Below are 20,313 nucleotides of genomic sequence, written 5' to 3'. Positions count from 1 at the left end.
GGACCTAAATGAACCCCCTGTTCAATTTTGATGGGATCTATACCCCGGTAGTGACCCCTTATCACGACGATGGCAGCGTCAATTTCGATGCCCTGTCGGACGTGATTGAATACCTGATCGAAAACGGTGTGCACGGGCTCATCTCTGGCGGCTCGACGGGCGAGAACTATGCCCAGACGGTAACTGAACGCCTGGAGCTGGCCAAATTCACCCACGAACGGTTAAAGGGACGCCTGCCGTTGGTTGTGGGCACAGGCGCATTGATGACGCCGGATTCGATTGCGTTGGCCTCTGGTGCACGTGAGATCGGGGCAGATTCAATTCTACTGGCCAGCCCGGCCTATTCGGTTCCTACAGACCGCGAAAACGCGTTGAACGCACTGGCCATCGACAAGGCGGCTGATCTGCCGGTGATGCTGTACAACTATCCGCACCGTACCGGCACCATGATGGGCGAGGAATTTTTGAATCGCGTTGGCCGCAGCCGCAACTTCTGCGGCATCAAGGAAAGCTCGGGCGATATTAACCGTGTACATCTGCTAGCCCGCGACTATCCGCATATCCAGCTGGGCTGTGGCATGGACGACCAAGCGCTTGAATTCTTCGCCTGGGGTGCTCCGTTCTGGGTTTGTGGTGGATCGAACTTCCTGCCGGCCGAGCATGTAGCACTGTACAACGCCTGCGTCGTCGAAGGCGATTTCAACAAGGGCCGCCGTATCATGTCGGCCATGCTGCCGCTGATGCATGTGCTGGAACAGGGCGGCAAGTTCATCCAGACCATCAAACACGGCGTCACCATGAACGGGATTGACGCGGGCATCATGCGCCCTCCGCTGAAGGGCCTGAACAAGGACGACAAACGCACGCTGGAACAGGTGACGCGCGTGCTGAAGACAACAATCGCTGAAATTGTGGCGGAGGGCTAAGGCATGGAATTACTGACACAAGACGAATACCAATCCATCGCCGCGGGTCTGACCTTGCCGACCGGAGCTTTTATCGACGGGGCATTCCGTCCAGCGATCTCGGGTAACACCTTCACCACCCTGAACCCTGCCACCGGTGAGACACTGACTGACATCGCAGCCTGCGGCGCGGCCGATGTGGATTTTGCTGTTGAAAAGGCGCGTGAGGCCTTCGACGACGGGCGGTGGAGCAAAATGCATCCATCCGAACGCAAGGATGTGCTTATCCGATTGTGTAAGCTGATGACCCGAAATGCCCGCGAACTGGCCGTGATGGAGAGCATCGACAGCGGCAAGACCATCTATGACTGCGAAACCGTGGACGTGCCCGAAACCATCCACTGCCTGAAATGGCACGCCGAGGCGATTGACAAAATCTATGATCAGGTCTCGCCGGCCAGCGATGATCACATCGCCATGGTGGTGCGTGAACCCATCGGGGTTGTCGGGCTGGTGCTGCCTTGGAACTTTCCCCTATTGATGCTGGCGTGGAAGATCGGGCCTGCTCTGGCGGCGGGCTGTTCCGTGGTCGTGAAACCGGCGGCTGAGACGACGATAACCGCATTGCGCCTGGCCGAACTGGCAATGGAAGCCGGCCTACCACGCGGCGTGTTGAACGTCGTGCCCGGTGGCGGCGCGGACGTGGGCGAGCCGATTGGCCGTCACATGGATATCGATATGGTGTCCTTTACCGGCTCGACTGTCACCGGCAAACGGTTCCTGACCTACTCGGCGGAAAGCAACGCCAAGGAAGTGGTGCTGGAGATGGGCGGAAAGAACCCCGCCATCGTAATGGACGATGCCGAAAACCTCGACCGTGTGGCTGCGCACGTGGTGAACGGAGCGTTCTGGAACATGGGCGAGAACTGCTCAGCCTCGTCCCGGTTGATCGTGCATAAAGATGTGAAGGCGGAGCTGCTGAAACGGGTGGCGCATCACGCCAAACAATGGAACATCGGCGATCCTCTGAATCCAGAAACCCGCATGGGTGCGTTGGTCAGCGAAAGCCATTTCAAAAAAGTTTGCGGTTATCTAGATCAGGCCGAGAATGTGCTGATCGGCGGCAAGGCCGAAAAAGGCTTTGTCGAGGCCACGGTCGTCGAAGTGCAGGGCAACGACGCCACCTTGGCCCGGGAAGAAATCTTTGGTCCCGTCCTGTCGGTCATCGAGGTTTCGGGCTTTGACGAAGCAATCAAGATCGCCAATGAAACCGAGTACGGCCTCTGCGCCTCGATCTTCACCGCAAACGCCAAACGCGCAATTCGCGGTGCGCGGGCGATCCGAGCGGGCACGGTGACAGTGAACAGCTTTGGCGAGGGCGATATCACAACACCCTTCGGAGGCTACAAACAGTCCGGATTCGGCGGGCGCGACAATTCGGTTCACGCCCATGATCAATACACCCAATTGAAAACCATCTGGATTGATCTGACCGATGACGCTGACGAGGCCGTCGATTGACGTCCTATGCCGCAAAGCGCCTGCCGGTCCATCGCGGACCGGCCGCCTGGAGCGCCATTCTTGGCGCCCAGCCCCCTGCGGTTGTACTAAACAATAAAACCACCGCGGACTTCGTAATCGTTGGCGCGGGCTTTGCTGGCCTGTCGGCCGCGCGGCGTTTGAAACAGCTGCAGCCTGACGCAAAGGTGGTGGTGCTGGAGGCAGGGCGCGTCGCCGAAGGCGCAGCCGGGCGCAATTCGGGCTTCATGATCGACCTGCCCCATGACCTGGCCTCTGATGACTATGCGGGGTCCGGCGATGACCGAGTGATGATCAATCTGAACCGTCAGGCGATCGATTTTGCGCGATCCGCTGTCGAAGAATTTGATATCGATCGAAACTTCTTTGATCCCGCGGGCAAAGTGAACGGTGCCGCCAGCACAACGGCGGAGGCTAATAACCATAGCTACGCAAAGCACTTGGCCTCGTTGGGTGAAGATAGTCAGGTGCTTGACCCGCAACAGATGTATGAACTGACGGGGTCGCGCCACTATAACTCGGGACTTTATACCCCCGGAACCGTCATGTTGCAGCCTGCCGGGTATATCCGCGGGATTGCTGCGGGGCTGTGGGCACAAGATTCTCCGGTTTACGAATGCAGCCCCGTAACCGGCTTTGAGCGCGATGGTCTCAGCTGGACTGTGCGCACCGAACAAGGGTCTGTCAGTACCGGCACAGTGATCCTTACGGTCAACGGCCACTTGGAAAGCTTCGGGATCGAGCGCGGACGCCTGATGCAACTGTTCCTATTTGCAACGATGACGCCGGAATTGGACGTCGGAGCATTGGCCAAACTGGGCGGCCAACCCCGTTGGGGGATTACCCCGTCCGATCCGATGGGTACCACGATGCGACGGATAGATACCGCTCAAGGCGGCAATCGTATCATTACGCGAACTTGCGCGGCGCTGCGCCCTGGCATGACAGCGACGGCACACGACCTGGCGCGAGCCTCTCGAGTGATGCAGCGCAAGTTCGATCAGCGTTTTCCGCAATTGGCGGGAATGGAAATGCAGCATCACTGGGCAGGCCACCTGTGTTTGAGCCTGAATGGTGTCTCGGTGACGCGCGAAGTCGAACAAGGTGTCTATTCCGGCTGCGTCCAGAACGGTCTTGGCACCACGCGTGGCACATTGACTGGCATCGCAGCAGCGGAGCTGGCCTGTGGTCACAGTTCGGAAATCACCCGCCACTTCGAGGCGGAGGATCAACCAAAACGTCTTCCACCACAACCCTTCCGCGAAATCGGCGCAAACACGGTCCTGCGTTGGAAAGAGTGGAAAGCATCCGAAGAATAAACCCGAATTCTACGAACTGACCAATAAGAACAGCCAAAAAATGGCGAAGGACAGCGACACGGAGGTTAACTATGTCGATCAAAGAACCATTTACAAACTTAGAGATAGAAACGGCCGAAGCCGGTTTCTACGAGAACTACAGTGTGCCCATTGCGCTGATCAGTAAGGGCATCATGGTTGCCCTGGTGCTATGGGCTTTGGTCTTTCCGGCCAATGCCAACAGCACCCTCGGCAGCTGGAACTTCAAGCTTTTAGAAGTGTTCAACAGCTTCTACATCATTATTGTCGGCCTATTTTTCTACTTTCTAGCGGTTGTGGCCATCATTCCATCAACCGGCAGAAGAGTAATGGGAACGCCAGGCGAAAAACCCGAGTTTTCAAACTTCTCGTGGTTCTCGATGATGTTCGGCGCCGGTCTGGGCGTGGGCCTGATGGTATTCGCCACCGCCGAACCGCTCGGTTTGTGGGGATCCAACCCTGTCGTGGTGTCTGGCGAAGTCGAAGCTAACGCGCCCGAAGCGGTACAATCGGCGTATCGATACACCTATCTGCATTATGGTTTCCACGCTTGGGCAATCTATGTGGTGACGGGCCTTTCGCTGGCCTACTACGCCTATACTCGGAATATGCCGCTGACCATTCGTTCGGCACTGACACCATTGTTTGGAAAACTGATGAACGGTTTTCTAGGCCATGTGGTTGACGTTCTGGGCGTAGTAGCGACGATTTTGGGTGTTTCCGTCACAATCGGTTATGGCATTAGTCAATTTATCGACGGTGTTTACGCCATCACCGGAGTTGAGTGGATCATGGATTTGGGAGGTGACGTCCCTGCGCCCAGTAAAGTAGGTCTGATAGCCGGGTTGGTCGTGATCATGGGGCTGTCGATCATTTCAGCGGTGTCTGGTGTGGGACGGGGTGTAAAATACCTCTCCAACCTGAACCTTGTCCTTTCAATCATCCTGCTTGGAACATTTGTCGTGTTCGGGTCGTTCGTCTTCGCAATGACCACATATGGCTCAGCGATGATCGACTATATCTTGCACTATATCTCGCTCAGCTTCGTGTCCTTTGGCCCACTGTCTGTAGAAGCATTTGCCGCAGCGCTGCCAGCGGAAGCGCAGGCCCATGCGGCTGACTTGATGGGAGGCGCAACCAACGCCTGGGGCAGTTTTGACGGCTTCAAGAGTGGGCTGGAAGGTGCAGCGGCCGAGCTGGACGAAGCAACCCTAGCTGCAGCCTATACAGCGGGTGAACAAGGTCGACAGTTTGGGTGGCAAGCTGGCTGGACCACCTTCTACTGGGCCTGGTGGATTGCGTTCTCACCGTTTGTGGGCCTGTTTCTGGCGCGCATCTCAAAGGGCCGCACCGTGCGCGAATTCATCCTGGGCTGCGTGTTCGCACCGGCGCTGGTCTGCTTTGCGTGGATGACCGTTCTGGGTGGTACCGCAATTGATCTCGAGCTGGCAGGAACCGCCGAGGGTGCGATCATCGGCGCATCCAATACCAACAAGTTGTTCGTGACGCTGTCTTACATGTTGGACGGCGGTCTACTTTCGATGCTGAACGTGATGTGCGTGATCTTGATCATGACCTTCTTGGTGACTTCAGCGGACTCGGGCATTCTGGTGATGAACACGATCATGTCGGGCGGCAGCCAGGAGACGGGTATCAAACATCGTATTATCTGGGGTGTGATCCTGACAGCCGTGATCGGTGCGCTGATCCTAGCGGCGGGTGAGAACAACCCGATGGACGCGCTTCGCAACGCCATGATCATCGGGGCCCTACCCTTCACGATGGTCATGGGCCTGATGTGCATTGCCCTTGGCAAAGCTCTTTTTCGGGATGGCTTACGCGATAAGCATGGAGACACAAGCGCGCAGGCCGCCGAATAACCAAACTTGCAAACTCAATGAACCAAACGCCGCCCTTTTTGGGCGGTGTTTTCGTTTGACAGTTTACATTGCGGGCAAGCTTAGCTGGGCCATTCTTCCCCCATCAACTGTGTAGACCTGACCGGTGATGAAAGTGGCATCCCCCGAGGCCAGAAAAGCTACCAGAGAAGCCACTTCCTCAGGTCGACCTGTTCGTGCAACCGGATGGATATTGGCGATGTCGCGGCGAAATGCGGCAGAATCTTCCATGCTTTCAATGAAATTCAGGTTTAGATCGGTGTCGATCCAGCCGGGGGCCACTGCGTTGCAGCGTATCCCTTCGTGGCCGTGGTCTACGGCCACCGCTCGGGTTAGGCCGTGCAACCCGGCTTTGGACGCACAATAGGCCGCGTGGCCAGGATTGCTGCCCAAACCTTCGATAGATCCGGTATTGACAATACTTCCCCCGGTCCGGCGCAGATGCGGCAAGGCGGCTTGGATTAACAAGAATGGTGCAGTCAGATTGACAGACAGGTTGCGCTGCCAATCTTCAAGGCTCATATCCTCGACACTGGCTTCCTGCATCATCCCAGCGTTGTTTACCAGAACGTCCAGTTTTCCTGCCCGGTTCAAGACCGTTTCCACTACTTGCGCCGGGCTGGTAGGATCGGTGAAATTCGCCGTAACCCCCTGAAACTCTGGGTCTTCACCGCGTTGCGCGGTAAAGACCTGCGCACCTTCCTCCCGCAACCGCCGGGCAATCGCCTGCCCAATCCCGCTGCGCCCGCCAGTAACCAGCGCGACCTTGCCATCGAACCGCATCATGACACAGGCTTTCCGCCGTTGACCTCAACAAGTGTGCCGCAGACGTAGCGCGACGCGTCCGAGATTAGAAACATGATTACATCAACAATATCCTCAGGCTCGGCAATGCGGCCCAGAGGAACGGTATGACCCAACTCTTTAACGGCTGAGTCCGGGTCGAACCCGCGCTTGGCAAAGCCTGAACGTAGCATCGGTGTGTTCACTTCGTTCGGGCAGACCGCGTTGATACGGATGCCCTGATAGGCGTGGTCCATACCCATGCATTGCGTCAGCGATGCAATTGCCGCCTTGGTCATACAATAGAGCGCATGATCTGGACCCGGGCGCAGACCCCAGCACGAGGCAGTGTTCACGATGGCTCCGCCGCCATTGTTGGCCATAATCGGGATCGCAGCACGGCAGATTCGGAATGGAGCCTCGACATTCACGCCAAGTGAAAGGGACCAATCGTCATCCGAGGTCTCGGTTACTGCCCCGCGAGTTATCACGCCCGCGTTGTTGACAATGATATCCAAACCGCCCAGCTGATCAGCCGCTGCCCTTGGCAACGCATCGGCATAGGCGGCATTACACAGATCACCGGCTAGATATGCTTCAGCCTCTAGGCCGCTGACATCACGATCAGCAACCGCGACGCGAATACCCTCTGCGCGCAGACGCGTCACAAGTGCTGCACCGATACCGCCCGCTGCTCCGGTGACCAATGCTGTTTTTCCGTTCAGATCCATTGTGTCCTCTCTTCACTTCAAAATGATGCAACCGGAGCACCAAAGCGGCCCTCATCCGGAAGAATGCCCAGCCCCGGACCAGTGGGCAGGTCGATATGGCCATCCGTGATTTGAATACCGTTCTCGGGGTCGTAGTTCCCTTCGATATACGGTGCAGCCAGCCAGACACCTTCCAGCAGATTAGGTCGAACCGTTGCACCGATATGGGTGCAAGCGGCTGCAATGATGTCACCGCCCCAGCTGTCATCGCAGGTATGCGGCAGGTTTCGGGCCTCGCAAATGTCCCTGAAAGCGCGCATCGGATGCAAACCACCAATCCTGGTTACCTTCATGCCGAAACCATCCACCAGACCGGTGCCCGCTGCCGAAATGACGGTGTTCAAGCTGGTGCTGTTCTCATCCATGTAGATGCCATGGCTGACCTGTGGCCGTATCTTCTGCAAGTCCTCGATCGTGTTGCAGGGTTGTTCCATGATGAAAGGAACATCGGTGCATTCGCGGCTGACGCGCAGGGCGTCACGGGTTGTCCAACCCCGGTTGCCGTCCACTGCCAAACGCATGCCTGATCCTTTGACGACCTCCCAGGCCTTTCGGATGGTTTCGATGTCAATCTCAACCGGGCGACCACCAACCTTGATCTGCAAACGGGGATATCCCTCGGCCAGCTTCTCTCGGGCCAGACGGGCGATTTCGTCCGGCTCACCGACACCGGTAGCATAGTAGGATGGTACCTTGTCAGTAGCCGCCCCGCCTAACAGGCTACAAACTGGAACACCCAGATATTTGCCGAGCAGATCATGTACTGCGATATCGACGGCAGCCTTCGCGTAATTATGACCGTTCAGCAGCCCCTCCATCCGACGATGCAGAGGCAGCGGCAACGCCTCAGTCCCGATCAGGCCCGGAGCCATCTGAGATAGTGCCGCACGGGCCCCTGCAGAATGAGACTCGGCATAAGTGGGGCCAACCGGACAAGTTTCACCCCACCCCACCAGACCGTTATCAGCAACCAGCTTGACCAAAGTGCTGTCCAAAGCCCAGACCTGCGCATTGGCCATGGTATAGGGGCCATTCTTGACAGGCAGATCATGCTGATAGATGTGGATTTCGGTTAATTTCATCGGTTGCCCCATCAAGTTATCGAGAGTGAGTGAGCCGCTGGGTCATTCGATCCCGGCGGCCAATAGAACGCTGCGGCCGCTCCGCAGGGCGGATTGAGTCGCAGTTTTTTGTCCAAACAAACGCGCTGCTTCAGTCAGGCCTTCGTGCAGCAGCATCATCTCATTGGCCAACGTAGTCGCATCGCAGTCCGGGGCCACGTGGTGCAAACGCACTATGAAATGATTTCGCAGATTAAGTTTATGTTGCAGGACGGCGTCTTGGATTGCAGTGCTTTCCGGATAGGCCGACAGTGCATTCATGAAGAGGCACCCTGTGTTGGCCACCTGATTTAGCCAGTCCCCCAGGCGGAGCAACGGGTAAAGCACATGGTCTGCGCCCTTTTCTGGACCTCCATCAATCCACTCGGAATAAGCTTGATCACGGTGGTCGAGAGCACCAACCACCATCGCTTCGCGACTTGGGAAATACTTGTATAGAGTACGCAACGAAACGTCGGCCCCTGCACGCAAAGCTTCAACCCCTTGCGTGGCAAACCCCATCTCGGCGAACTGTCTTTCCAGGCTTTCAGCTATGCGCTGTTGAATCGGTATCATGGCAACAAAGTAGAGTGATCACTCTACCTACTTCATACACGACTCCGACCTCCGACTTGTCAATTGGCGACAAAAAAGCCCGCCTGTACGGCGAGCCAGTCGGGGAGGGAAAAGGTGATTAGTAGGATTGGTTTAGTTCGTCCGCGGCGGGGATCTCACGCTCACGTCGGGCAATGTAATCCAGAAGCGCTTCATTCTTGCCTTCGTCCAGCTTGGGCTCTTCGTATTCGGCCAGAAGCTTACGCGCATGTTTCAGGGCACGTTCAGTGATTTCAACACTTCCTTCGGCCTGCCATTGCTCGATCGAGTTATTGTCGAAGAGTTCCGGCATAAAGAAGGCACTTTGGAAGTTTTCTTGAGTGTGCGGGTGGCCCAGATAGTGACCGCCCGGCCCAACATCGGGAACCGCAGCGATGGCTTGATCGAAATCGCCCCATTTTGGACCTTCGGCCATGCGATATGCCATTGCACATTGTTCTGCATCCACAATGAACTTGGCGACCGAGCAATGCATACCCGCTTCGTTCCAGCCCGCTGAGTGCCAAATATAATTTGCACCCGCGTGCACAACCGCACTCAGTGTGGTCGCCGATTCATAACCCGCCTGAGCGTCAAAGGTCTTGGCCCCGCCTAAAGTGTTCGAGGTGCGCCAAGGCACATCGTAGAACCGTGCCATTTGGCCGATCATGAAGTTCATCAAACTGATCTCGGGCGTACCTGCCATAGGCGCACCGGACTTCATCGAAACGGTGGACAAGTAGTGCCCCCAAATCGCGGGCGCGCCCTTGCGGATGACCTGCGTGTAGGCAAGCGCAGACAGCGCCTCGGCGGTCAACTGCGCCACTGTGGCGGGTACTGACGCGGGCGTGTTCGCGCCACCAAGAACGAAGGGTGAGCACAGTACCGGTTGGTTGCGACGGCAAAAGGCGCGCATTGCACCCAGCATAGTTTCATCCCAGACCAAAGGGCTGTTTCCGTTACAGTTACCTGTGGTAACCGGATGGTCGTCGATGAACCCTTTACCAAACAGGATGTCACACATATCCATGACATCTTCGGCGTTTTTGGGTGAGGTGGTCATACCCATGAACATCTTGTCCGAGTACTTTATCGACGAGTACGTAATGCGCAGATGCCGCTGGCTGATCGGATGATCGTAGGGCTCGACGATGTGGTGAGCCGAGCTGTGCAGAGCAGGCATCATGTGGCTCAGCTTGTGGAACATCGCCAGATCTTCCAACAGCGGGTTCCTACGCACATCGTCCAAATCACGCAGAAACGGCGCGCCAGTCATCGGTACGAAGACTGAGTGCTTACCACCTAGCTTGAGGTTGTTGTTGGGGTTTCGAGCGTGATAGGTGAACTGAGACGGTATGGTCGAGATCAGTTCTCGCACCAAGTTGCGGTCTAGGTAGACCAATTCTCCGTTCACCTTGGCACCGGCTTTCTTCCAGTCTTCCAGGGCGATCGGGTCGCGAAACTGGACGCCGACATTCTCAAGAATGTCCATGGCTGCATTGTCGATGCGTTCAACCTGCGCGTGGTCCATCACTTCACACAAGGGAATGCCTCGTGTCAGGCCAGGCAACATTTCAAAGTTCGGGGCAGTGCGCTTGGCACGGCGCGCCGAGCGTCCACCTGAGCGCGAAGCAGTGCGAGTGTTCATCTGACGTGTCTCCTGTTTTCTAGATCTGAATGCAGGATTCGATCAAAGGCCACGTCTCTAATTGCGATATCTCCTTGCAGGAAACGACATCGTTCAAAATGGCTCTTCGCAAACTTATCCCGATCTGGGAGCTTATGTTTTTGACCGCTTTCTTAAAGCACCAGACCGCGCGCTATCAGAGTCGCGGCGGGAAAGACGATTAGGAATAAATTTTGCGACAGAACCGCTGATCTTTGTTGCGCATTGCAATTGGCAATCCCGCCAGACGTAAGTTTGAAACTCTCTCATAGTTGGCTGATCTGAGCGTCCGGCTTTTGGAAATCGACGTTCCAATTGGCAACGGCAGCGAATGTCAGCTCCGTGCCCCATGACGTCCCAAAGTAGTAACGGCCTATTGCGGACATTGGCAGTGCGTTAGCATGACGCAGTGCAGCATGCCGAAAGTCGCCTTTCCTGTAGATCGTACAGTAGCCAAGGCGTTCGGTAAGAGTCCGCATTCGAATGTGACTTCGAACATCAACAAGATCTAAGACGTTACCTGATCACGTGAACGGCGCAGTGTGCGTGCCGGACAACACGTGCCGCAGTAGATCCAAGCAGATAATCCTGCAGACCAGGTTGATGGCTTGCGATCACAATGCATTCGGCACCGTTAGATGCCGCATAGTCGATGATACCGCGGCCTGCGTGACCTTCGACGATCTCGATCCGGGCATTCGTCAAGCCATTTAACAAAGGCGTCAGCTTTTCCGAAGCGACGGCTTTGACACGTTCCAAATGATCAATGGGAAGAAAGTTATTCGTGTATTGAGGCAGATGTTCGACGACATGCAAGAAGGTGATTTGACCATCGTCGGAATTGAGCGCACGCGCAACGTCAACAGAGCGCGCCGTGTCGCGGTCATCATCCAGCGAGATCGGAACGAGGATATTTGGATACATTTAAGTTCAAGCTCCTGAAGTAATAAAAAAATCAACGACTTAATAGTAAAGCAATCGTACCTTCAGGCCGTTGAAGTTTGGCCCGCAGCATTGTCGAGAAGAGGGCTGACAGACCGGGGAGTGTCATCTTACGCGGCCACGAACAGGTCCTTGTATTGGTCACGCAGGATGTTCTTTTGAACCTTGCCCATGGTGTTGCGGGGCAGTTCATCCAGCACGATCAACTGCCGGGGATGTTTGAAACGCGCAAGGCTGTTGCACACCGCGATCTTCATCTCTTCAAGGTTCGGGGTCTCACCTGGTTCAGCGACGACCACACCCAACACTGTTTCGCCAAAATCGGGATGCGGCACACCCACCACGGCGCTTTCCAGCACCCCGGGCTGTTCATCCAGCAAAAGCTCGATTTCTTTTGGATAGATATTATAGCCACCCGAGATGATAAGGTCCTTGTTGCGGCCAACGATATGGACATAGCCATCCTCGTCGATCCGGCCCAGATCACCGGTGATAAAGAACCCGTTCTCACGCAGTTCGGCGGCGGTTTTTTCGGGCATCTGCCAGTAGCCCTTGAACACGTTGGGTCCGCGCACCTCGATCTCTCCGATCTCGCCCTGCGGAAGGGCATTGCCATCAGAGTCGCAGATTTTCAGTTCAACCCCCGGCAGTGGAAAGCCCACCGTGCCCGCGCGGCGGTCGCCATCATAAGGGTTCGAGGTGTTCATGTTGGTCTCGGTCATGCCATAGCGTTCAAGGATGCGATGGCCAGTACGCTCCTCGAACTGCACATGCGTTTCCGCCAGCAGAGGCGCGGAACCGGAAACAAACAGGCGCATTTGTTCGGCCAGTTCCTTTGTGAGCCGATCATCATCCAGCAGACGGGTATAGAAAGTCGGTACACCCATCATAGTCGTAGCTTGTGGCATCCGCCCGATGATTTCATCCAGATCGAACTTGGGCATGAATATGATGCTGCCGCCCGCAGCCAGTGTGACATTGGTTGCCACAAACAGTCCGTGAGTGTGAAAGATGGGAAGCGCGTGCAGCAGCACGTCGTCGGATGTGAAACGCCATTCCGCAACCAGCGTTTGTGCATTCGACAACAGGTTGTTCTGGGTCAGCATTGCGCCTTTCGACCGGCCCGTCGTGCCCGAGGTATAGAGAAACGCCGCCAGATCATCGCCATCGCGGTCAACGGTTTCAAAACTGGCTGGCATGACTGCGGCCTGATCCATCAGGCTGCCGCTGCCATCAGCATTCAGGGTCTCCAACTGCACTCCCAGCTGCGCCCCGACGGGGGTGAGTTTCTCCTCACTTCTGGCGTCACAGACGATCAGCGAAGCCCCGCTGTTTTCAATGAAATATGTCAATTCATCGACCGTGTAGGCCGTATTGAGCGGGAGAAACACGAGACCTGCCTGCGCGCAGGCCGCATAGAGCGCCAGCGCTTCGGGTGACTTTTCGATCTGCGCCGCGACCCGGTCACCGGGTTTCAGACCCAGTTGGGTTGCGACATGCGCGATCTGCGCAGCTCTGCGCAAAAAGTCGTGATGCGTAACGGTCGCCCCGCCAAGCAGATGCAAAAAAGGCGTGTCTCTACCAGCATGATTGCCGAACAAACCGTCATAGAGAGGATTGGCCATAAGGGTTACCTTTCCTGTGTCGTGGTGAGAGAGGCCGACGCTGCAAGCGATTTAGCCTCGGGCGAGGCGATGACCTCGCGAGAATTGGCGAATTTCTCGTGGTTTTGGGCAACGCGGGCCAGGTCATAGAGGTAGTTGACCATGGTGCCGCCGGACTGGGTGCGCCCCTTGTCCGACGTGTCAGCATCGGCGTGAACCGCATGGACCATCGCACCATTGCCAAGGTGGAACCGCGCCACCGGATCGAATGGCATGTTGCCCCGGCCCTTGGCGTTCAGCAGGTATCGTGCCGCCAGCGCCTTCATCCGATCGGGTTCTTCGATGTCCCACTCGATGCCTTCCTGCACCAACCAATTGGTCAGGCCCGGAATGGGTGACAGGGTGACAAAGGTCTTCAGCCCAGTTAGTTCCGCCGCCAGATCCGAGGCCACCTGCTTGATCAGTGAATTGCCAAAAGAGATGCTGGCGAGCCCCGCCTGACAGTTCGAGATCGAATAAAACACAGCAGTATCTACCTTTTCTTCTGGCATAGGGTCGCGGTCCTCGGCAAGCAGAGCCTGAACCGATCCTGGAATTCCGCTGTTCAGCGCAACTTCGACAAAGATCAGTGGCTCGTCCGGCATAGAGGGGTGGAAGAAGGCAAAGCAGCGCCGATCGGTGGGCTCCAACCTGCGGCGCAGGTCATCCCAACTGTCGATGGCATGTACCGCCTCGTAGGCGATGATCTTCTCAAGAATATGGGCCGGGCTTTCCCAATTGATCGGGCGCAGGACCAGAAAGCCACGGTTGAACCAACTGGCAAACAGGTGACGGAAATCCAGATCCAGCGCTTGCAGCTCCGGCTCTTTACCTCCCAACCGCAGCAGGTCGGCACGCATCTGAACAAGCGTACCTGTGGCACCGGGTACACGGTTCAGGCGGCGGATCATCTCCTGCCGCGCGGGTTCAGCTGCAGCCGCGAAAGTGCGGTAAGTCGCTTTTGAAGGCGCGTTTTCGTACGCGTCCAGCGATGAGCGCACCGCTTCGGGATCGATATTCATGGCGGTGGCGAGATACCGGAAGAACTCCAGCTTTTCGTCATCTTCCATTTTTTCGAAACGGGTCAATATCTCTTCCGCCAAAGCCAACCCCGAGGTCTCCCCCGCTGACCCAACCAACGCGTTGGCCAGTTCAGTTAGCGGGCGGCCATCTGAGGCCGCTGCGCTGTCGCGGCGATAGCGCCGCTCGAACACGGTTGAGAGAAGATCGGCAAGCAGGGTCATACCGCTGCCCCCATCACCAGATCAGGAAGCCATGTCGCCAGACCCGGAAACAGGCACAGCAGGACAATCGCGATCACCATGCAGGCCACGAACGGCAGCGAGCCGGTCAGGATGGTTTTCAGCGAGATGTCCGGCGCGATGCCGTTGATCACGTAGAGGTTCAGCCCGACAGGGGGGGAGATCAGACCGATTTCCATGTTGATGGTCAGCACAACCGCGAACCAGATCGGGTCAAAACCAGCGGTGGTGATGATTGGTAGCAGGATCGGTGCGGCCATCAGGATCACTGCCACGGGCGGCAGGAAGAACCCGGCGATCAGCAAGAACACGTTAACCGCACCCATCAGCACCCAGCGGTTCACATCAAGTGTACCGATCCATTCGGCAATCGCCTGCGTGATGAACAGAGAGCTGAGCATGTACGAGAACACACCGGCGGCGGCGATGATGAACAGGATCATCACGCTCTCCTTGGTGCTGTCGCGCAGTACGACCCAGATGTCCTTGGGGTTCCAAAGCTTGTAGATGATCATCGCTATCATCAGGCACAGCAGCGCACCCACGGCTGCCGTTTCCGACGGCGTGGCGATACCACCATACATTGCGTAGAGAACGCCCAGAATGATGCCAAGGAAGGGCAGAACACGCGGCAGGATTTCGAACCGCTCACCCCAAGTGTAGCTGCCAGAACCAAGACGGGTGGCGTCGCCGGACTTCCAAGTGGAATAGAGCGACCAGGCCATGAACAAGCCAACCAGCATCAGGCCCGGAATCACACCGGCCAGGAATAGACGGCCAATCGAGGTCTCGGTGGCGATGCCATAAACGATCATGGTGACCGAGGGCGGGATCAGGATGCCCAGCGTACCACCTGCGGCGATGGAACCGGCGGCAACGCCATCCGGGTAACCACGCTTGCGCATCTCAGGGATGCCCATTTTACCGATGGCAGCACAGGTTGCGGGTGAGGAGCCCGACATGGCCGCAAACAGGGCGCAGGCGCCAAGGTTTGATACGACCAACCCACCGGGGACGCGGGTCAGCCAGCGTTCAAGAGCTTCGTACAGGTCTGCCCCTGCCCTTGTCGAGGCTATCGAAGCCCCCATGATTATGAACATCGGGATCGACAGAAGGGCAAAGTTGTCCAGTTTGCCGAACAGGATTTCCGGCATCAGTTCCAGCGAACGTGGGCCGTCGAAGACGATCAGGAAACCGGCCGAGACGATCAGCAAACCGATGGCAACCGATACACCCGAGAACAGAACAAGGATGGTAGCGATGGCGACAATAGCGCCGAGCAGAAGGGGATCCATCGGCTTTACTCCAGTCCGAAGGGTTTATCGATGCCAAGCAGGACGGCGACGAGGTCAGCGATTAACTGCAACAGCAGCAGTCCAAAGCCGACCGGAATTGACAGGTAGGGAATCCACAGGCGCACACCCCATACGGTGTCGGATTTCCAGCCACGCTCCCACGCGAAGTGCCAATACTCGTAGCCGTAGAACAGCATGACCGAGACGATGGCGATGGACAGGACCGAAGTCAGGATCGCCATGAAAAAACGCGCCCGCGGTGCCAGCGAGATCGGGATCAGGTCGACATTCACATGACCGCGCAGGCGCTGCACATAAGGCAACCCAACCAGTGTAGCGGCGATGACCAGATAGATGACCGCTTCGGTCTGCCAGATGGTCGAGCCGTTCAGGACAAAGCGCACAACGATCATCTGGCAGGTGATGGCGACGGCGGCGACGATCATGCCTGCGGAACACCATCCGGCCAGAGTTGAAAGCGCAGCGACAATGCGAAGAAAGGGATTGTTCCCGGTGTGGGAAGCAACGGCAGAGCTATGGCCGGCCATTTGCGCCTCCTGTGATTGAGATGCAATTGAATCTGAAGATCAGAACTGAGATCAGGTGCCGGGCGGCAGCAGGGCCGCCCAGGCAAGGGAGGGTCACTCGACCGCCAAAGCCTTGTCCAGCAGGGCCTGCCCGTCAGAAACCTCTTCCACGAAGGCTTTGTAAGAGGTTTCCATCGCAAGCGCGCGCCAGGCTTCGAAATCCTCTGGTGTCATTTCGGCGATTTCGACGCCAGCCTCTTCAAACACCTTGGCGGAGTTGGCATCCTGCTTCTTGGCCTCTTCCAGATAGTAGGCCTGCGCCTTCTCAGACGCGGCCAGCAGTGCGGCCTGCTGATCTTCGCTCAACCCGTCGAAAGTGGATTTATTCATAAGCAGCGGCTGATACATGAACCACAGTGCCACATCTCCTGCCGGGGTATAGCAGCTGACCTGTTCGTAGATGCGATAACTGACAAAGGACGAGGACGAGGTATTGGCAGCCTGAAGAACACCAGTCTGCATCGCGTTGTAGATTTCCGAAGATGCCATTGACGCGATCGAGGCTTCAGCTCCGGCCAGCATCTGTTCGAACGACTTGCCTGCCGCTCGGGTTTGTAGACCGGCTACGTCTTCTGGCTTGGTGATGCACTTATCTTTGCCCGCGAAGCCACCGGCCAGGTAACCGTGGACCAGCACCATCACGTCATCTTCGGCCATCTTCTCTTCCAACGCTTCCATGAACGGAGAGTCGGCCAAACGGGCAGCGTGATCATGGTTTTTCACCAGACCAGGCATCAAAGTCAGGTTATAGGCGGGCTGTTGGCCTCCGGCATAGCTGAGCGGCAAAACGGTCATATCCAGTTGCCCTCGGCTAAGCGGCTTGTACTGCTCGCGCGGTTTAAACAACGATTTCGAGCCGAAAATCTTAATTTCCAGATCGACATCCGCCGCAGCAACTTCATCGGCCACGATCTGTGCGACCTGATGACGGATGTCTTTGTTCGACCACTGATGAGACAGGCGCAGTTCTTCTGCGGAACCCAGTGTGCCCGCGGATGCAAGCGCCAATGCAGCTACAGCTGTTTTGAACATGGCTTTCATTTTCTCCTCCCTTTTTCAAACCCGGGCTTGCCGGGGATGAACAGAAGCATAGGGCCGTTATGTTTTTCAAGTCAATATTTTTGTATACAAGATTTGAATTCTTGAGTTCCCACCCAATCGTGAGTAAAACAGAACGTCATGGACCAACGACTTGCCGATACCATCGCTCAGGATCTGGAAGAGCTGATCTTTGACGGGACATTTTCGGATGGTGACCGTCTGGATGAAGTCAAACTGGCCGAGCAATTTGGCGTATCCAGAACGCCACTTCGAGAAGCATTTCAGCGGCTTGCCCTGTCGGGGCTGGTTGACCTCATACCGCGCAGGGGTGCTTTTGTCCGGCAGCCTGGCCCTGTAGAGCTTATGGAGATGTTCGAGGTCATGGCCGAACTCGAAGCCGTTTGCGGCCGACTTGCCGCTATGCGCATCTCAGATCAAGCATTGAAAGAGCTAACTGACGCCAACACAAGATGTCAGGAGGCTGTCGATGCTGGAGACCCTGACACGTACTACGTGGAAAACGAGCGGTTTCATCGAATCATATATAACCAGTCCGGCAATTCATTTTTGGAACAGGAAGCGTCCAAGCTGCACAGACGGCTCAAACCTTTCCGGCGGCAACAGCTTCGTTTTCGGGGCCGCATGGCACAGTCGATGTCCGAGCACGAAGACATTGTGCGTGCTCTCGACAATGGCAATCCCGAGGAAACGGCAAATGCGTTGCGCTCACATGTCGCTGTGCAGGGGGAAAAGTTCCACAACCTGATGGCGTCATTAAAGAACGCACCCGCGTAACACTTCGGACTGCGGATTATCAGAAATCCCCAATAGCTTCGATCGGCGCAAAAAAAGCCGCCGCACAAGATATCTGCGCGGCGGCCGGTTTTGCTTATTCGATGATCTCGCTGTAGTCACCGCGGACCTGTACCATCACTGATACATCACCCGAGTCGCGGTTGCGCCAAAACCAGCCGTGCTCACCTGCAAAGGCCGCTTCAATGTTACCTTCGGCTCCGGTCGAGCCACGCCCCTTCTCATAGGTGATCGACTGCCCGCCACCGTGACCGTGCAGGTCAAAGTTCACCCGGCCGCCTGTCACAACCATACGATACTCAGCTGTCGCGCCTTCTTCCATGAGCAGCTTCCACTCAGCCGACTCTCCCGGAGTGAGGATAAAGCTGGTTTCATCCTGCCAGACCTCGGCCTCTTGCGCATGTGCCGATCCGATAAAGAGGCCAAGGACATCGTTCATCAAGCTCGACTGATCCTGGTTTTCAAGTTCTCGATCTGCTTCGGCCTCGTCCGCAAGCTGTGTTTTGATTTCACCCATCTCCTGCAGCCCCAGCACACGGCCCACACCGGTCGGGTCGATCCCGTATTCGGCCGGCAGAACCACCGTGACAAGTATCACGGCAGCGGACGCACCTGCGATGATGGTCGAGCGGATAAGCTGTGCCGAGCTTGGAAGTTCCTCAAGACTTGGTCTTTCTGTGTTGAACATTTTCTGAACTCCGTTATGCGGCGACAAAATAGCCGGTGATCTGATAGCCCATCAGGATGAACCCGAGGGTCATCATGACGACGTTTACGCTGTAAGCTTGTTGGAAGAAGTACGGGCTTTTCCGCCAGAACCCCATGACGATAAGGATGATCGCAAGGGCCGTAAGCTGGCCAAGCTCCACACCCACATTGAACGCCAACAGATTGGCAAGAAGCCCTTCCGGAGCGATATCGTAGTCGAGGATCTTGGTTGCGAGCCCCATGCCGTGAAACAGACCAAAAATCAGCGTCGCTGCTTTGGTATTTGGCTGGAATCCCAGCCAGCGCTGGAACGCGCCAAGATTGTCGAGCGCCTTGTAGACGACTGAAAGTCCAACAATGGCGTCGACGATATAGGCGTTTACGCCCCAACCGAACCACACTCCCAACAGCATTGTCGTCGAGTGACCGAACGCAAAGAGACTGACATAGATGCCGACATCCTTGGCTCGGTAGAGAAAAAAAACTACGCCAAGCAAGAACAGGATGTGATCGTATCCTGTGACCATATGCTTGGCCCCAAGATACATGAAGGGGATGATGTTCACTCCCCAGATTTCCTGGATATAGCCTGCGTCGCCTTCGGTGACGTTATGAGCCAGCACCTGAGACGTGCTCAGCGCCAGACTGGTTGTGACAAGAGCCAGCAGGAGCGTCGCGCGCCTGTCCAGACCCCGAATAGTAAGATTCATGGATGATCTCCGTTGTTATGTGATGTCGAAAACCCCAAAATGGGGCGACGTCACACGCGCGGAGGTCGCTCTATACCGTTGTTTTTGAACGGGCCGCCCGGCACCCGGTCGAACGTCCAGTCATCTGGGAGTGACGCCAGTGAAAGGGCATCGCCCAATTCCGGCATAACCATTTGGCTGTGGTCATGATCGGCACCGTCATGACTGTGCCCGTGCATCGCCCACATTAAATCTTCTTCAAAGCCGTGGGTATGCCCGTGCTCTGCAACAATCTGCAAATGCTCCTGCACGGTTTCGATCAATGTCGGAACATGGTCCGAGTTTGGCTGAAGCGACCAGACGATCAAAGACAGGCAGACCAAAGCTGCCATCGCATTTTGCGCATATCTCTGAACTGCTCTCACGCTTACAGGTGCCTCTGCGACCTTGTTATATCCTCCCCGGGGGGTTATCTCGGCTTATATGACAAAATCACAAATTCACGCAAGCCATCCGGCACTCATAGCCCGGCTAAAACGCGCCGAGGGGCATCTGCGATCTGTTATTGCGATGATTGAAGACGGTAAACCTTGCGTTGAAGTCGCCCAACAACTGCACGCCGTCGAAAAAGCCGTGACCAATGCCAAGCGGGTATTAATACACGACCATATGGATCATTGTTTGGGCAACGGCAGTTCCCATGATCTGGACGAGTTGCGCGCCATTTCCCGGTACCTCTAA

Annotated in this window: 20 protein-coding genes; 6 read left to right on the top strand and 14 right to left on the bottom strand. The window is 56.3% G+C overall.

Translation table 11 applies throughout. The annotated features are described in order from the left end of the window. The first annotated feature begins 8 nt into the window (after positions 1 to 8). The 4 genes from AB1A64_RS02770 to AB1A64_RS02755 all read left to right on the top strand — a co-directional run bounded on the left by AB1A64_RS02770 (position 9) and on the right by AB1A64_RS02755 (position 5,661). Positions 9 to 926 (top strand): dihydrodipicolinate synthase family protein, encoded by a 918-nt coding sequence (locus tag AB1A64_RS02770; protein ID WP_366550003.1) that lies wholly within the window; start codon positions 9 to 11, stop codon positions 924 to 926. Between the two features lie 3 nt (positions 927 to 929). Next, complete coding sequence (locus AB1A64_RS02765) at positions 930 to 2,426, top strand: aldehyde dehydrogenase (RefSeq protein WP_366550002.1); 1,497 nt, start codon at positions 930 to 932, stop codon at positions 2,424 to 2,426. Next, positions 2,423 to 3,763 carry an FAD-binding oxidoreductase gene (locus AB1A64_RS02760; protein ID WP_366550001.1) on the top strand — a complete coding sequence of 447 codons (1,341 nt, stop codon included), beginning with the start codon at positions 2,423 to 2,425 and terminating at the stop codon, positions 3,761 to 3,763. Before AB1A64_RS02765 ends, AB1A64_RS02760 begins: the two co-directional genes overlap by 4 nt. A gap of 71 nt (positions 3,764 to 3,834) precedes the next feature. Then, positions 3,835 to 5,661, top strand: a complete 1,827-nt coding sequence (locus AB1A64_RS02755; RefSeq protein WP_366550000.1) for a BCCT family transporter — start codon at positions 3,835 to 3,837, stop codon at positions 5,659 to 5,661. 63 nt (positions 5,662 to 5,724) lie between these two features. On the opposite strand, the gene AB1A64_RS02750 is transcribed toward AB1A64_RS02755, so the two are convergent. The 11 genes from AB1A64_RS02750 to dctP all read right to left on the bottom strand — a co-directional run bounded on the left by AB1A64_RS02750 (position 5,725) and on the right by dctP (position 17,362). After that, on the bottom strand, positions 5,725 to 6,465 hold the full coding sequence (locus tag AB1A64_RS02750) for an SDR family oxidoreductase (protein ID WP_366549999.1): 741 nt from the start codon (positions 6,463 to 6,465) through the stop codon (positions 5,725 to 5,727). Then, a complete protein-coding gene (locus tag AB1A64_RS02745) occupies positions 6,462 to 7,193 on the bottom strand; it encodes an SDR family oxidoreductase (protein WP_366549998.1) in 732 nt (243 codons plus the stop codon). The genes AB1A64_RS02750 and AB1A64_RS02745 overlap by 4 nt, the downstream gene beginning before the upstream one ends. 17 nt (positions 7,194 to 7,210) lie before the next feature. Then, the gene (locus tag AB1A64_RS02740; protein WP_366549997.1) at positions 7,211 to 8,314 is read right to left on the bottom strand and encodes a mandelate racemase/muconate lactonizing enzyme family protein; all 1,104 of its coding nucleotides are present in this window, start codon (positions 8,312 to 8,314) and stop codon (positions 7,211 to 7,213) included. Positions 8,315 to 8,356: 42 nt separating this feature from the next. Further along, positions 8,357 to 8,908 (bottom strand): TetR/AcrR family transcriptional regulator, encoded by a 552-nt coding sequence (locus tag AB1A64_RS02735; protein WP_366549996.1) that lies wholly within the window; start codon positions 8,906 to 8,908, stop codon positions 8,357 to 8,359. A 118-nt stretch (positions 8,909 to 9,026) separates the two neighbouring features. After that, positions 9,027 to 10,574 (bottom strand): trimethylamine methyltransferase family protein, encoded by a 1,548-nt coding sequence (locus AB1A64_RS02730; RefSeq protein WP_366549995.1) that lies wholly within the window; start codon positions 10,572 to 10,574, stop codon positions 9,027 to 9,029. 534 nt (positions 10,575 to 11,108) lie between these two features. After that, positions 11,109 to 11,516: a universal stress protein gene (locus tag AB1A64_RS02725; RefSeq protein ID WP_366549994.1), complete on the bottom strand. Its 408-nt coding sequence runs from the start codon at positions 11,514 to 11,516 to the stop codon at positions 11,109 to 11,111. A 128-nt stretch (positions 11,517 to 11,644) separates the two neighbouring features. After that, positions 11,645 to 13,159 carry a malonyl-CoA synthase gene (locus AB1A64_RS02720; RefSeq protein ID WP_366549993.1) on the bottom strand — a complete coding sequence of 505 codons (1,515 nt, stop codon included), beginning with the start codon at positions 13,157 to 13,159 and terminating at the stop codon, positions 11,645 to 11,647. A 5-nt stretch (positions 13,160 to 13,164) separates the two neighbouring features. Beyond that, a complete protein-coding gene (locus AB1A64_RS02715; RefSeq protein ID WP_366549992.1) occupies positions 13,165 to 14,421 on the bottom strand; it encodes a malonyl-CoA decarboxylase in 1,257 nt (418 codons plus the stop codon). Continuing rightward, a complete protein-coding gene (locus AB1A64_RS02710; protein ID WP_170334000.1) occupies positions 14,418 to 15,734 on the bottom strand; it encodes a TRAP transporter large permease in 1,317 nt (438 codons plus the stop codon). Before AB1A64_RS02710 ends, AB1A64_RS02715 begins: the two co-directional genes overlap by 4 nt. Positions 15,735 to 15,739: 5 nt before the next feature. Beyond that, positions 15,740 to 16,282: a TRAP transporter small permease gene (locus AB1A64_RS02705; RefSeq protein WP_366549991.1), complete on the bottom strand. Its 543-nt coding sequence runs from the start codon at positions 16,280 to 16,282 to the stop codon at positions 15,740 to 15,742. Between the two features lie 93 nt (positions 16,283 to 16,375). Further along, complete coding sequence (dctP, locus tag AB1A64_RS02700) at positions 16,376 to 17,362, bottom strand: TRAP transporter substrate-binding protein DctP (RefSeq protein ID WP_366549990.1); 987 nt, start codon at positions 17,360 to 17,362, stop codon at positions 16,376 to 16,378. Between the two features lie 138 nt (positions 17,363 to 17,500). Here dctP and AB1A64_RS02695 point away from each other — a divergent pair, with 138 nt between their 5' ends. Beyond that, on the top strand, positions 17,501 to 18,157 hold the full coding sequence (locus AB1A64_RS02695) for a GntR family transcriptional regulator (RefSeq protein ID WP_366549989.1): 657 nt from the start codon (positions 17,501 to 17,503) through the stop codon (positions 18,155 to 18,157). A gap of 94 nt (positions 18,158 to 18,251) precedes the next feature. Here AB1A64_RS02695 and AB1A64_RS02690 read toward each other — a convergent pair whose 3' ends face one another. From AB1A64_RS02690 to AB1A64_RS02680, 3 genes are read right to left on the bottom strand one after another with little or no spacing between them, the layout of a single operon-like run. Beyond that, on the bottom strand, positions 18,252 to 18,863 hold the full coding sequence (locus AB1A64_RS02690; protein ID WP_366549988.1) for a transmembrane anchor protein: 612 nt from the start codon (positions 18,861 to 18,863) through the stop codon (positions 18,252 to 18,254). A gap of 13 nt (positions 18,864 to 18,876) precedes the next feature. After that, positions 18,877 to 19,593, bottom strand: coding sequence for a HupE/UreJ family protein (locus tag AB1A64_RS02685; protein WP_366549987.1), 717 nt, complete (start codon positions 19,591 to 19,593; stop codon positions 18,877 to 18,879). 50 nt (positions 19,594 to 19,643) lie between these two features. Further along, positions 19,644 to 19,964 (bottom strand): hypothetical protein, encoded by a 321-nt coding sequence (locus AB1A64_RS02680; protein ID WP_366549986.1) that lies wholly within the window; start codon positions 19,962 to 19,964, stop codon positions 19,644 to 19,646. A 91-nt stretch (positions 19,965 to 20,055) separates the two neighbouring features. On the opposite strand from AB1A64_RS02680, the gene AB1A64_RS02675 reads away from it, so the two are divergent. Beyond that, complete coding sequence (locus tag AB1A64_RS02675) at positions 20,056 to 20,313, top strand: metal-sensing transcriptional repressor (protein WP_366549985.1); 258 nt, start codon at positions 20,056 to 20,058, stop codon at positions 20,311 to 20,313.

It is taken from the genome of Ruegeria sp. ANG10 (assembly GCF_040705255.1).
In the GTDB taxonomy this organism is placed as follows: domain Bacteria; phylum Pseudomonadota; class Alphaproteobacteria; order Rhodobacterales; family Rhodobacteraceae; genus Ruegeria.
This window is presented reverse-complemented; position numbering and strand designations above follow the sequence as displayed.

Excerpts from the sequence above, each read along its gene's own strand:
- AB1A64_RS02770 (WP_366550003.1), top strand. The coding sequence starts at position 9 with ATGAACCCCCTGTTCAATTTTGATGGGATCTATACCCCGGTAGTGACC.
- AB1A64_RS02765 (WP_366550002.1), top strand. The coding sequence starts at position 930 with ATGGAATTACTGACACAAGACGAATACCAATCCATCGCCGCGGGTCTG.
- AB1A64_RS02755 (WP_366550000.1), top strand. The coding sequence starts at position 3,835 with ATGTCGATCAAAGAACCATTTACAAACTTAGAGATAGAAACGGCCGAA.
- AB1A64_RS02750 (WP_366549999.1), bottom strand. The coding sequence starts at position 6,465 with ATGATGCGGTTCGATGGCAAGGTCGCGCTGGTTACTGGCGGGCGCAGC.
- AB1A64_RS02745 (WP_366549998.1), bottom strand. The coding sequence starts at position 7,193 with ATGGATCTGAACGGAAAAACAGCATTGGTCACCGGAGCAGCGGGCGGT.
- AB1A64_RS02740 (WP_366549997.1), bottom strand. The coding sequence starts at position 8,314 with ATGAAATTAACCGAAATCCACATCTATCAGCATGATCTGCCTGTCAAG.
- AB1A64_RS02735 (WP_366549996.1), bottom strand. The coding sequence starts at position 8,908 with ATGATACCGATTCAACAGCGCATAGCTGAAAGCCTGGAAAGACAGTTC.
- AB1A64_RS02730 (WP_366549995.1), bottom strand. The coding sequence starts at position 10,574 with ATGAACACTCGCACTGCTTCGCGCTCAGGTGGACGCTCGGCGCGCCGT.
- AB1A64_RS02725 (WP_366549994.1), bottom strand. The coding sequence starts at position 11,516 with ATGTATCCAAATATCCTCGTTCCGATCTCGCTGGATGATGACCGCGAC.
- AB1A64_RS02720 (WP_366549993.1), bottom strand. The coding sequence starts at position 13,159 with ATGGCCAATCCTCTCTATGACGGTTTGTTCGGCAATCATGCTGGTAGA.
- AB1A64_RS02715 (WP_366549992.1), bottom strand. The coding sequence starts at position 14,421 with ATGACCCTGCTTGCCGATCTTCTCTCAACCGTGTTCGAGCGGCGCTAT.
- AB1A64_RS02710 (WP_170334000.1), bottom strand. The coding sequence starts at position 15,734 with ATGGATCCCCTTCTGCTCGGCGCTATTGTCGCCATCGCTACCATCCTT.
- AB1A64_RS02705 (WP_366549991.1), bottom strand. The coding sequence starts at position 16,282 with ATGGCCGGCCATAGCTCTGCCGTTGCTTCCCACACCGGGAACAATCCC.
- dctP (WP_366549990.1), bottom strand. The coding sequence starts at position 17,362 with ATGAAAGCCATGTTCAAAACAGCTGTAGCTGCATTGGCGCTTGCATCC.
- AB1A64_RS02695 (WP_366549989.1), top strand. The coding sequence starts at position 17,501 with ATGGACCAACGACTTGCCGATACCATCGCTCAGGATCTGGAAGAGCTG.
- AB1A64_RS02690 (WP_366549988.1), bottom strand. The coding sequence starts at position 18,863 with ATGTTCAACACAGAAAGACCAAGTCTTGAGGAACTTCCAAGCTCGGCA.
- AB1A64_RS02685 (WP_366549987.1), bottom strand. The coding sequence starts at position 19,593 with ATGAATCTTACTATTCGGGGTCTGGACAGGCGCGCGACGCTCCTGCTG.
- AB1A64_RS02680 (WP_366549986.1), bottom strand. The coding sequence starts at position 19,964 with ATGGCAGCTTTGGTCTGCCTGTCTTTGATCGTCTGGTCGCTTCAGCCA.
- AB1A64_RS02675 (WP_366549985.1), top strand. The coding sequence starts at position 20,056 with ATGACAAAATCACAAATTCACGCAAGCCATCCGGCACTCATAGCCCGG.